The organism is Bacillus sp. FSL M8-0063 (assembly GCF_038005545.1).
In the GTDB taxonomy this organism is placed as follows: domain Bacteria; phylum Bacillota; class Bacilli; order Bacillales; family Bacillaceae_G; genus Bacillus_A; species Bacillus_A wiedmannii.
Window position 1 is genome coordinate 2,711,850 of the sequence record NZ_JBBOTJ010000001.1, and the last position, 12,837, is coordinate 2,724,686.

Genomic DNA, 12,837 nt, shown 5'->3' on the forward strand with positions numbered 1-12,837 from the left:
TCCAGCTTAATTCCCTCCTGTTCTCCATATAATATATCTACCTTGATTCAATTTATGTTTTAAATTGTTATTTTTCATATAATCTTTCTCCACCTCGATCAAGCTAACAAAAGTACATTTCATCTTACTTTCTCATTATATAGACTATACCAATTTCTCTTCTCACTTAATGGTTTCGTTTATGTTAAAAAAATAGAGCCTCAGGGACGAAATCCTGAGACTCTATTTTTATTTTAAAAAGGACAGCATGATTTTCTCTGTTTCTTCTTTACTTAAATCACCTGCAAGAATTAAGACTTGATAAGCGCTATTCTTTCCTTTTGCAGGAACAATCATTTGCATTACTTTATAGGTTTCCTCTGTATCAAGACTTTCAACTAAGGTTATTTTTGTACCTTCTAATTCATAATTTGTTACCTTTTCATTATACTCCGCTCTTTTATTCGAGAATTCTTTTCCCTCATCAGTAACTGCAGATTGGTGCACAATATATACATTATCTTTACTTTGATTTTGATATTCATAAATAAAATCGGGATTCATTTTTCCAGTAGTCTTCGGTGTTGTAACACCTTCTCCAGTTAATTTAAACCCTTTTACCACATAACTTGGGGCATTAATTGGAAAATCAACATATTTCTGTGCTTCCTTTTTAGTTAATCTAAATTCCGAAGTAATTTTCTGTCTAAATGGTCCAATTTCTTCACTGTTTTTCTGATATTTTTTTTGTTCTTCTGAATCTAACTTTTCAGGACTTCCTACTAACTTTACTTTTTTACCCAAAGTATATGCTTCTGTTTCTAAATCAATAAATCGTTCAAATTCTTCTTTTGTAAACAGATTTCGTGCCAAACCAACTTCTTTAAGTAAAGTATTATACTCTCCCTCTGAAACAAAAAATTCTGCATCTGCCCGTTCTTTTGTACCAATCATTTTTTCTACAATTTTCTGTATAGGAATATCGGTTTGTGTTTTTAATTCTTTCATATTATTTTTCACTTCTATTTGTTGTTTCTCAGGGTTAGTCGGCTTATCAGCACGGGCGTTTAATAAGGATACAGATGAAACTGCAATAACTGCCACAGCCCCTATCGCAGACCAACGATATGATTTTTTTTGGAATTTTTTAATCATTAGAATTCTCCTTTTTAACGCTCTCTTGTTTTTACTAAAATTTGCTATACTTGGTACTTGATAATAACTTGAGTAGTGTTCCAATAGACTAATAATAGTATGTCCATACGCAATTCGCTCCTCTGCATCTATACATGTAAGAGCTAATGCATCGCATGCTAGTTCTTGATCTTCCCGCATACATGAGTAGGCATACCATAGAATGGGATTAAACCAATTTAAAATTAGTAAGCCATGCATAAGCCAGTTCACACCAACATCTCTTCGCTTGATGTGAGCTAATTCATGATGAAAAATATATCGTAACTGTTGCTCATCTAATATTTTCATATGTACAGTTGACAATAGCAACTTGGGACGAATAAATCCAAACACTGTTGGACTGGAAACCTTTCCAGATACAAATAGAGGGATATTCCGTTGAATAGACATAGATTGCTTACACTTTTCAAAAAGCTGGACAATCTTCTCGTCTGTAATAACAGGTTGTTTTTTTATGTAAAGTAATAAACGCCTGTTCATTATAAAAGTAGCAACACTTAAAAGGATAACACCAGTAAGCCAAATGTATATACAAATTGTATAGAACGGAATTGGCTCACCATCCTGCTTTTCATTCATGCCTGTTTGTGTCTTATTTGTCTGAACAGTTTTTGTTGAACTTGAGGTATAAGTATCTTCTTTTGTGAGAACCTTTGTATCGTCTATACCTTTTAATTCTTGCGTACTCTCTTTTGTAAGAAACTTAGCTACAGGATTTCCCCTAGAAATGAATGCATCATCATTCTTATAAGTAAGAACAGAATAGATACTATAGGAACTATCTGGCGACCAAGGTAATACAAGTCTTATAATTAATATGATCCATAGCATATATTGCCAACGTGGCGTTAACTTATTTCTAAACAAGACCTTGATACACAAGATTAGGCCCACTAATATACTAGCCATAATGGAAGTCTCAATCATCCAATCAAAAAAAGCAGGTAGATAGATATTTACAAATTTTTCTATCACTATAATCTATCCTTCCTCTGATTTTCCTCAGTTTTCTCATCCAGAATACGTTTAAGTTCGTTAATATCTTCTGAAGACAGCTTTTCTTCTTTTAAGAAATTTACAAGTAAAGGTTTAAATGCTGCACCATAGAAACGTTTAAGCAAAGATTTTGTTTCTACTTGTAAATAACTATCTTGCGATACCAAAGGATAATAAGCGTACATACGCCCTTTATCTTGATGGTAAGCAACTGCTTCTTTGTGAACTAATCGATTAATTAGTGTTCGAATCGTTTTGGGTTTCCAATCCATTTTCTTCTCTAACTCTTCAATCACTTCATTTGCGGTTTGTGGAGATTTTGACCACAGTACTTTCATTACTTCTAACTCAGCTTCTGAAATTTTAGGTAATTCTTTCATTAGTTTAAATTACACCTCCATTGGATTACATTTGTAATCCGTACCTGAATATTACACTTGTAATCTTGTATTGTCAATCTTATTTTATATTTTGAAATCCTTTCCTATGCCCATCAACATAAGGACGAAAAAAATTAAAATAAGTATAGAACTTCATGTCCTCCTAATGAGACAAAAAAGTAGATGCTTCATAAATATTTTTTGTTACTAATATAAAATTGAATTTTAATTTCACACTTAATTAGTATATTCCGTTTTTAAAAAAGCACCCATTTTCTTGTCCATATATCGAGACAAGAAAATGGGTACTAAATGCAATGTATCTGTAGATAATTCAGCATTTTACACTATAAAATAAGTTCCTACTTTCATGTCTTTTTACTCCCCTTTTTTGTTGTACAAGGACATGAAACTCCAAACTATTTAGACTAGAAATTCTAAAATAAAATCAGCGTTTTTAAATATAAAAGACCCAAAACAATAACAATTAGTTTTAGGTCTTTTTAAGTATTTCTGATCCAATTCTTAAATTATTAAGTCGAAAATATTGAACGATCTATAGTTAAAAATTATATACTTATTACTTCTCTTTCGGAAGTACAATTCTTTTATATAATTGAACTGTAATCAAGTAGTAAATCGAGTAAATCACTACAAAAATAACAAGTGGTAACCAAATGCGAGAGTACGGATCGATTAAAAGAGGGCTAAACATGTTCATACCAACTAATATATGAGTAATCCCCACAATTGCTGGGAATAAGAATATGAAGAATAACTCTTTATAAATTGATTTTGTTAATAATTCTCGGCGGACACCAATTTTATGAAGCATTTGATAACGTGTTACATCTTTTGATGCTCCCGACAGAACTTTAAACATTAAACAACTTGCCATCATTGCTAAGAATGCAATTCCAACGAAGAAACCCATAAACATTATTCCGCTGGCAAAACCATGACTCATATTATATGTTTGATACTTACTATGCAATTCTTCTGCGTTCACATTTTTATATTTCGCTATCTGTAATTCATCAAGTTTTTTCCATTCTTTTATGTATGCTCCAAAATCATCTGTTTTCCCAATGAACACAGTACTTTCTTTACCCTTCATACCATCGTATATTTTTTGGTCTACAATTTTTATTTCATAATCAGGATTCACATATTCTGGCTGAATCGTTCTGAAAGCCTGGATCCATTGTTTTGTGTCCGTCTCTCCTTTAACCGATTTTATTGAAAAGGCACCAATTGGTAATCCCTCTGAAACTTTCTCTTTTTTCAAACCTTGTATAAAAGGGCGATTTTTCTCTAAATCTTCTTTTAGATAATAAACATACTTATCATCCACTTTGTAATGATATTCAAGTTTTTCTTGAAATAAGATACCACCCAAAATTGTCTTTTCTTCCGCTGTTGGATTATGAATGACTGAATCGTAAATTCTTATTTGATCTGTCATTTTTAGGATGTTGTTTTTAAATGCCATACCACAAGCAATTCCACCAGCACCAAGAGCCACTAAGATTGCTACTGTTGCAAGCACATTTGTTAGACCATTAATGCGGAAATTTAATTGTGCAAAAGTAAAAGCATTGAGGCCTTTTTCACTACGTTTTTTATTACTCTTTAGCTTGTTAATCATAACTGGGAGAAGTGATCCAAATATTAGGTAAGTACCAACGGTTGCTGAGATTAATCCAACGGCCATTAATCCCAAAACAATTAGCGAATTTGCATATGACATATAAATCAGTGATGCATAACCAATACCTAATAAAAGAATACCAAGGAATGCAATTACAACGGTCATTTTTCCTTTTATGGCAACACGTTCTGTTTGTTCATCTGCATGTACAAGTTGCAGTACAGAAATACGAGATAATTTAATACTATTCATAATTGCCGATAATACAAATAGTGCAAAGAAGAAGACGCAAGTAATAGCTATAGATGGCAGATAAAGTGCTTTATAACCTTCGCCAGCAAACTCGAGTTGTTTCATTAATAGCTGACCGATACCTTCTGCAAGTCCAACACCAATTGTAATTCCAATCAAAAGAGATGTGGCACCTAATATAATTGTTTCGATAAACATAAGTAAGGTAACTTTATGCTTTTTTGCTCCTAACATCATATACATACCAAATTCTTTTTGACGAAGAGCTGATAAGAAAGAGTTTGCATATAAAATATAGAAAAATGTGATAACCGCTAACAAAAAGGAACCAATTTTAAATACAGACACAATATCCCTAATAGAAGAGTTAGATTCAAGGAACGTTTTATTGGATGCTAGCGTTTGAAACATATAAAAAGTTGAAATAGAGACAATAAGACCAACAAGTAAAACAATGTAATCTTGCAACTTACTTTTTAGGCCTGACATAGAAAGCTTAAATAACATGATTGAACTTCCTTCCTTACGCTTTTTGTGTGCCCAAGTTTGCAAGCACGTCTAAAATTTCTTTATAGAATTCTTCACGGGTACCACCGCGATGAAGTTCTTTATATAACTCACCATCTTGAATGAATAAAATACGCTGGCAGTAACTTGCGCTGTAAGGATCATGCGTAACCATCATTATGGATACACCTTGCTCTTTATTTAGGCTTGTCATGGCATCAAGTAAACTCGTTGCATTTTTGGAATCTAGAGCTCCAGTTGGCTCGTCCCCTAAAATAATAGCAGGTTCATGCACTAACGCACGTGCTGCTGCAGAACGCTGCTTTTGTCCACCAGATACTTCAGAAGGATACTTTTGAAGTATTGCTGTAATGCCTAACATATCAGCTACTTTTTCTACTTTCTTTCCAATATTACGAGAAGAAACACCTTGAAGGGAAAGTGGTAGTGCGATATTTTCATATATAGATAAATTCTCTAATAAGTTAAAGTCCTGGAAAATGAATCCTAATTTTTGCGAACGGAAATCAGAAAGCTCACCTTGCTTCATTTTCGTAATATCCGTACCTGCAATTTCAACAATACCGCCCGTTGCTGTATCTAACGTTGAAATTACATTTAATAATGTTGTTTTACCAGAACCAGAAGGCCCCATAATACCAACAAACTCTCCCTCTTGAATCGAGAATGATACACCTTTTAACGCGTGTGATTGATTCTCACCTTTTACCGTACAATTTTTGAATGTTTTTTACATCTACAACTGGTTTTATCATATATATCCTCCTACGTTTGTTTTTTCTATTTCATTACAATAAGCTACTATTTTTATTTGCTACTAACAAAATAGTTATGTTGCATCCACCCTTATGCTACTATGAAAACTTTCGTCTTATCTTCTTCACTCACCCCATCACCTTGAATACACCCATGATAAACTATGAAAATTAGGAAACACCCCATAAAATCCTTAAGATTTCTTAAGTTTTTATAAAAAAAGCTTATGGAATCTATAATTCCATAAGCCATTCTATTTTATTGGATGTTCAACAATAAAGGACATCCAGCCGTCTTTAAATTCTGCATGTATATTACCATGATGAAGTTCAACAATTCTTTTGAGATAGCAAGCCCCAGACCATTTCCCTGGTCATCTTTTCTTGCCTTGTCCCCCTGAAAAACCTTTCAAACAATTTATTTGGATCACTAACTGGCGGTTTCTCGACTTTATTTGACACTTTCAAAATTGCTTTGTTATCCATTAATTCAAGACATACGGATAATTCGGATGGTTTCATGCTGTACTTTATCGCATTCATAAACAGATTTTCATATACACGTACCATTTTTTCTACATCTATGAAGATAGGTATTGTTTCTTGTGTAATTGATTTTTGAACGATTAAGCTTTCCTTTTCAAATATAGGAATGTATTCTCCAACTATTTGCTCCAACAAACCTGATAAATCAACTTCATTAAGATTTAACTTAGCATCTACGCCTGATAAACGAGTATATTCAAACAGCTCATCAATTAAATATTTCAGTCTCTGTGACTTTGAATAAGTGGTTTCAAGGTATTCCTGTAATTGTGTTTTACTGTTGTATTGCCCTCTTTTAATAAATCTATATAGCCAATAATAGATGTTAACGGTGTGCGTAAGTCATGAGATACATTGGTGATAAGTTCATTTTTTGTACGTTCCAATCGTCTTTCTTGTTCAAATGTATTTTCCAATTCCTTGGACATAAAGTTGATATTTTGAGCAAGTTGGGTCAATTCGTCCTTCCCCTTAATCCCAATTGTCAAACCCAGTTTTCCATTTGCAATATCATTTACATTATCCGAAATGAGCTTCAAATATGCTATTTTCTTTCGAACCAATATCAAAAAAATTATTATAAAGTTAAAGATTGCGAACGCGAATAAGAACAACAATACCAAATTGAATTCAAACATACCAAATTCTTCGTGTTTTATAAATAATGGATCTATAACGTATGCCAAAATGAGGATTGTTAAACCAAATGAAATAAAAAAACTAACTGCAACAGCACCAAGAAGTTTTATAATGATCTTATTTCTAAAACTAACATTCTTCATATTTTATATCCAATTCCCCAAACAGTTTTAATATAAATAGGATGTTTAGAGTCCTCTTCAATTTTGTCTCTTATTTTTGTAATATGCACCATGACGGTATTATCTGATTTATAAAAAACCTCTTTCCAAACTGCTTCATATATTTTTGCAACACTCAGGACAATCCCTTTGTTGCGGGCAAGTAATTCGAGAATAGCAAACTCTTTTGGAGTTAACCTTGTTTCTTTTCCTCTTACCCATACTTGACATGTATCTGTATTTACGGTTAAGTCACCAATTTCTAGAATGCTTTTATTATGCTCTATTGGCGTATTGTATTTTTTAAATCTTCTTAATTGGGATTTCACTCTAGCGATTAATTCTAATGGGTTAAACGGCTTTGATAAATAATCGTCTGCGCCAGAGGCTAGACCTTGAATTTTGTCTATATCCTCAGATTTTGCAGATAGCATAATGATAGGCATATTACGATCTTCCCTAATTTTCATACATGCTTCAATGCCATCCATATTCGGCATCATAATATCTAAAATAATCAAATCAAATTCCTTTTCTTCTAACAGTTGTAAAGCTTGTATAGCATCTTCTGCCTTTTGAGTTTTTAGGCCTTCATTTTCCAGGTATACAGAGATAAGATTTCTAATTTCTTTATCATCATCAACAATAAGAATTTTTGACTCCATTTTATTCCTCCACATTAAATGCAATAAGTATCCAATAAAGCATATATTTGTTGTTAATTAATTAATAAACTTAATAGAGATTGTTTCTATCTTTTTTCTTTACTTAAGACGATTCTTTGTAAAATACACAAAAAGACCGTCACAGTATTGTGACGGAAAAACAGGAAAATTTCAATAACTAATTACTATTATTATTTATTTTTAGCTTTTAAGGCATCTAACGCTATTTTGGTTGCTTCTGCAATAAGCTTATCATCGTATTTAGCATCCTCTTTATCATGATTAGAAAGTATCGCAAGAACAATTGGCTTTTTATTTGGTGGCCAAATAATTGCGATATCATTTCTGGTTCCATAAGATCCCGAGCCAGTCTTATCAGCTACTTCCCATCCTCCTGGAACTCCAGCACGAATTAAGTTGTCTCCCGTAGTATTCCTTTTCATCCAATCTATTAATAAATCCCGTTTCTCAGTTGAAAGTACATCTCCTAGCGTAAAAGCCTGAAGACTAGTAGCTAATGCCTTTGGGGTACTAGTATCATGGGCGTCTCCTGGATACACTTCGTTTAACTCTGGTTCAAAACGTTCAGGATTTGTAACGGTATCCCCTATTTCTCTCAGTGATTTTTTGAATTCACTAGGTCCACCTAATTGTTTAAGAATAAGATTTTGTGCAGTATTATCACTATATCGAAGGGAAGCATCTGCAAGCTCTTTCAGAGTCATACCTGTATCAACATACTTTTCTGTAATTGGATTGTAATTAACAAGATCTTCACGAGTATACAAAACTCTTTGATTTAGATCTTCTATTGATTTCTTTTGTAAAAGTACTCCCACAGCTAAAGCTTTGTGGGTAGATGCGTATGCAAACCGTTCATCTGATTGATAAGTAACGGTTTGATTCGTATCAGTGTCCAATGCATAAATACCGAGTTTAGCATCAAATTCTTTTTCAAGTTTAGCAAAAGAATCATTACCAGTAGTTTCTTGTTTGATTTGATTTGTTTGTTTCGTTTGTTTAGGTGATTCAGATGGAGTATTACTATCAGAACAGCCTATAAGCGTTGCACATGAAAGAAATACTACAGGTACTATCTTTTTGTAATGTAACATGTTAAAAAACTTGTTTAAGACTATCATACATTTTCAACCTCTTTCAAGAATATATGGTTTTTCTAGGTGTTTACATACCGATACAATTAAAGCGTGTATCGGATATCACTCTTCTTGCGTCTCACTTTTCATAAAATGAGCGAACTATCATGAACACCTGTTTTATACGTATACTTAATAGACAACCTAAGTAACAATTTTGTTCCATAAATAAGAATCTTGAAAAAGAACTGATAGAATCCTCTATTACGATTCCCTTATACTATGATACACGTCAAATTCCTTTTTCATCAGATTTAACGAATATTAAGATGAAATATTTTGGGTATGTGGATTTTTCTCAACTTTGGATAAGACCTTTAATTTAAAATTCACAAGAAACCTAATCCACTTGTAATAATTATCACCCTATTTAATTTCATAGAAGGTATACCTAATTTGATACATTCCTCCAGCGATTTGACACTATGCTAAAAACTGTTCAGCCAGTGTGCAAAAGTTTATTTTAAATTTCAAATTTCGTCAAGAAATTGGTTAACACCTTGCCCATCAAGCTAAGATTATATAGCTTTGATTTCATATGAGATTTTTTCTTTCTCTACGGTATCAGTCCCGCTTATTAAAAATAAGAAAATCCCGTATTCAATAAAAATACGGGATTTTTTTATTTTTAATTAACACTTATTCGAAAGAAGTTCATTCGTTACATATTACTTATCTAATTAAGAAAAATTCATATACCAGCCCAAACATCTTTTCCATATCGCCCTTCTTCTTGCACACGATCCAACCAATTCCTTGCTTCTTGTTCACTGACTTCATGAATTTCTTGATATGCTTGACAAAGGGTGTCTTCTACGTCAGGAGCCATTTTACTTCCATCACCACATATATAAAGATGAGCCCCATTATCTAATAACGAAATTAAATTGATTCTATCTTGTTTTATTAAATGCTGTACATATGTTTTAGGATATCCTTCTAAGCGAGAAAAAGCTGTGTGTAAAGAGATTAATCCATCTCTTTCATCATTTTCTAGTTCTGTACGATAGAGATAATCCTTTTCAGGATGACGACAACCAAAATATAGATGTGCTTGTCCTAAGTTAATACCTTTTTGCTTTTGAACACGACGCGCTTGCAAGAATCCACGGAATGGTGCAATTCCAGTACCTGGTCCAACCATGATAATTGGTGTTTCTGGATTTTCAGGTAATTGAAAGTTTGATTGTGGCGTTCGAATGAAACAGATAATCTCGTCTTTATTATGACGCTGAGCTAAATAATTAGAAGCGACTCCTTCATATGTCCCTACCCCACTCCATGCAGGTGCATTAACAACACCAACCGTAATGCTCAGACGATCCTGTGCAACGAGTGGAGAGCTTGAAATAGAATAGTAACGCGGTTTGAGCGCAGGAAGAAGTTCTAAAAAGCGTTCAAATCGGATTTCACAAGCCTCATACTTTTCAAGAAGATCCAACATTGACATACGTTTCTTTAATATTTGTTCATGATAAACTCCCTCTTCCAATAATGATTCCAATTCCTTTTTATGAGGAGGGCATGCTGTAAATGTCACCATTTCTCGTATTTGTGCTCGAGTAGCTGCTTCTTGAATTTCTACACTATAACTAAGAAGGTCAAATAAACTAACAGGACTGTCTAAAGGTATGTGATTTACACTTCGTCCACTTGCACTCAATATGACTTGATCCTTCCCATTTAATCCAAAGCGTTTTAAAATTCGGTTGACATTTTTCTCACTATTAATTGGCAGCACCCCAAGGTGGTCACCTTCTTGATACGTAGCACCTACTGGCAAGGATATCTCAATATGTCGCGTGCTTCTTTCACTGCTAGATGATTGAAGTTCACGATTTTCTAGTATAGATGCATAAACTGCTTCATATGTTCGTGCAAGAGGAGATCCTCCAAGACGACTAACAAATTGTAAACTTAATGTACTACGTTCTTTCTCAATGTTTTTGTTAAGTTCCAATCCAAATGCCTTCATCGCATCAGACCACATACTTTGTTTCCATTGCTCAAGTTGTTCCTCGAAATCACCACTTGCATCCGCTTCTCCACGTGTAGAAAATCTTGTTGCTCCTTTTTGAGCCATTTGCTCATCAATGTATCTTGGAATCCGCTGATAAGTACTAGCCCAATTATGATCTCCACAACCAAAAACTGCGTATTGAACACCTTTTAGCTCATCCGGTTTTAATTCCTCCAACCATTGCACAAACTGCCCTGCATTACTTGGTGGTTTTCCATTATAAGAAGAAGTTACAATAAGAATCGCCCCTTCTTTTGGCAGACTTCCAATTCGATCGTTAAGAGCTACCACTTCCGTTTGAACACCTTCTAAACTAGCTGTATCTGCTAGTTCTCTTGCAATACCTTCCGCTACCCCTGTATCCGATCCATACAGAACAAGAAGCGAAAGATTATCGGCTCCAATAATAGAAGGAGTTTTCTGAACTTGCTGTTCGATTTCATGGTTTTTCAGTTTCTCCTCGATAGGCGCAAGAACAGTAGTATGGCTAATAGTTTGTTTTCGTGGTAGAATCCTAATTTTAAAATCACCAGGCTTTAGCGTTAATGTTTGTTTTACGTCCAGCTGATAGTCTTGATAATCGATGAATTCAAAATGTTGAAGAAGCATTCCCATTACGAGTGTGGCTTCATGAAGTGCAAACTGCATACCGATACATGCTCGTTGACCATTTCCAAATGGCTTATAAGCATGATGGGGAATCTTATCCAGCTCTTCAAATCGTTCAGGTTGGAATTCTTCCACATTGTCTCCCCACGCGTCTTTATCCCTATGTAGCTGTGGAATAAGAACAGAAATACGATCTTCTCCTTTCTTAATAGGATATTTCCCACCAATCACTGTATCCTCTTTTGCATAGAGACTGAATGCTGGAGCAGTAGGCCATAGACGTAGCGATTCATTTAAAATCATCCGGATATACTTTAATTTCATAACTTGTTGGTATGTTGGAGTGGGATCTGTTAAAACCCGATCTACTTCTTCATAAGCTTTTTTCAATTTATCTGGATTCTTTAATAAAAAATAGATTGCAAAAGATAATAATCCACTTGTTGTTTCATGCCCAGCTATTAAAAAAGTGATAATTTGGAAACGAATATTTTCATCATCTAATTTTTCACCAGTTTCCGGATCCTGCACATTTAACATACGGGAAAGTAAATCATTTTCTTCCTGATTTCCATTACTTTTACGTTCAGCAATAATATTATCTACTAAAGAAAACATAGATTGAATATCATGCTGAAATTGACGTTTCGTTCTCCACATGAGTTTATCTTCTATATCCAGCCGCTGTAATTGGTGCATTGCCTCATCTAGAGCACGGCTCATGCTAGTAATAAAAGGATGAGGGGTCTCACGATAATAGCTATTAAATCGATAATTAAAACCACATAGACCAATTGTATCCAATGTAAGGCGAGTCATATCCTCCGGAACATCTACGTTTTCATTCGGATTAAGCCGTGCCCATTTTTGAACGAGTTGTACGGCAATATCGACCATCATAGCATGATAATCTTTCATTGCTCGTTGGCTGAATGTAGGCATCAAAATATTATGAGCTTTTTTCCAGTTAGGCTCTTGAGTCTCGCTTGTAAATAATCCATCTCCAGCAAAGGCACGAACTTTTGCTAAAGCACCCTCTATACTTTTATCGAACCGTGTTTCGTCACAGACTTCTGCTACCAGTTCATGTCCAGAAACGACAATGATGGTATCACTTAAAGTTTGAATTTGAAAAATGGGACCATACTCTTCCGCTATCTTGATAAAGGATAGGGTCGGTTTATCTTTATCGATTAGTGGGAGATTCCCCAGCAATCCATATGTTTTCGGTTGAGGAATGGCAGATACTTTTTTTTCCATTAAAAACACCCTTTCAAAAAAACATGAAATAAAATATCCCAT

General features: G+C 34.0%; 8 protein-coding genes and 1 pseudogene. All 9 read right to left on the bottom strand.

Annotated features, from left to right (window positions below; all coding sequences use genetic code 11):
* Nucleotides 1–228 precede the first annotated feature (228 nt).
* The gene (locus MKX31_RS13695) at nucleotides 229–2,151 is read right to left on the bottom strand and encodes a M56 family metallopeptidase (protein WP_064475778.1); all 1,923 of its coding nucleotides are present in this window, start codon (nucleotides 2,149–2,151) and stop codon (nucleotides 229–231) included.
* A complete protein-coding gene (locus MKX31_RS13700; RefSeq protein WP_000661426.1) occupies nucleotides 2,151–2,552 on the bottom strand; it encodes a BlaI/MecI/CopY family transcriptional regulator in 402 nt (133 codons plus the stop codon). The genes MKX31_RS13695 and MKX31_RS13700 overlap by 1 nt, the downstream gene beginning before the upstream one ends.
* 580 nt (nucleotides 2,553–3,132) lie before the next feature.
* The gene (locus MKX31_RS13705; protein ID WP_340980983.1) at nucleotides 3,133–4,962 is read right to left on the bottom strand and encodes an ABC transporter permease; all 1,830 of its coding nucleotides are present in this window, start codon (nucleotides 4,960–4,962) and stop codon (nucleotides 3,133–3,135) included.
* A 16-nt stretch (nucleotides 4,963–4,978) separates the two neighbouring features.
* Nucleotides 4,979–5,738: pseudogene (locus MKX31_RS13710) on the bottom strand (ABC transporter ATP-binding protein).
* A gap of 330 nt (nucleotides 5,739–6,068) precedes the next feature.
* A complete protein-coding gene (locus tag MKX31_RS13715; protein ID WP_340980985.1) occupies nucleotides 6,069–6,416 on the bottom strand; it encodes an ATP-binding protein in 348 nt (115 codons plus the stop codon).
* An 89-nt stretch (nucleotides 6,417–6,505) separates the two neighbouring features.
* Nucleotides 6,506–7,066, bottom strand: a complete 561-nt coding sequence (locus tag MKX31_RS13720; protein WP_340980986.1) for a histidine kinase dimerization/phospho-acceptor domain-containing protein — start codon at nucleotides 7,064–7,066, stop codon at nucleotides 6,506–6,508.
* Complete coding sequence (locus MKX31_RS13725) at nucleotides 7,063–7,749, bottom strand: response regulator transcription factor (protein WP_048559889.1); 687 nt, start codon at nucleotides 7,747–7,749, stop codon at nucleotides 7,063–7,065. Before MKX31_RS13725 ends, MKX31_RS13720 begins: the two co-directional genes overlap by 4 nt.
* Nucleotides 7,750–7,940: 191 nt before the next feature.
* On the bottom strand, nucleotides 7,941–8,891 hold the full coding sequence (bla, locus tag MKX31_RS13730) for a class A beta-lactamase (RefSeq protein ID WP_064475781.1): 951 nt from the start codon (nucleotides 8,889–8,891) through the stop codon (nucleotides 7,941–7,943).
* A gap of 706 nt (nucleotides 8,892–9,597) precedes the next feature.
* Nucleotides 9,598–12,795: a bifunctional P-450/NADPH--P450 reductase gene (gene cypD, locus MKX31_RS13735; RefSeq protein ID WP_340980987.1), complete on the bottom strand. Its 3,198-nt coding sequence runs from the start codon at nucleotides 12,793–12,795 to the stop codon at nucleotides 9,598–9,600.
* Nucleotides 12,796–12,837: the final 42 nt, after the last annotated feature.

Bases quoted from the DNA above. Each gene is read 5' to 3' on its own strand.
- MKX31_RS13700 (WP_000661426.1), bottom strand. From the start codon at position 2,552: ATGAAAGAATTACCTAAAATTTCAGAAGCTGAGTTAGAAGTAATGAAA.
- MKX31_RS13705 (WP_340980983.1), bottom strand. From the start codon at position 4,962: ATGTTATTTAAGCTTTCTATGTCAGGCCTAAAAAGTAAGTTGCAAGAT.
- MKX31_RS13720 (WP_340980986.1), bottom strand. From the start codon at position 7,066: ATGAAGAATGTTAGTTTTAGAAATAAGATCATTATAAAACTTCTTGGT.
- MKX31_RS13725 (WP_048559889.1), bottom strand. From the start codon at position 7,749: ATGGAGTCAAAAATTCTTATTGTTGATGATGATAAAGAAATTAGAAAT.
- bla (WP_064475781.1), bottom strand. From the start codon at position 8,891: ATGATAGTCTTAAACAAGTTTTTTAACATGTTACATTACAAAAAGATA.
- cypD (WP_340980987.1), bottom strand. From the start codon at position 12,795: ATGGAAAAAAAAGTATCTGCCATTCCTCAACCGAAAACATATGGATTG.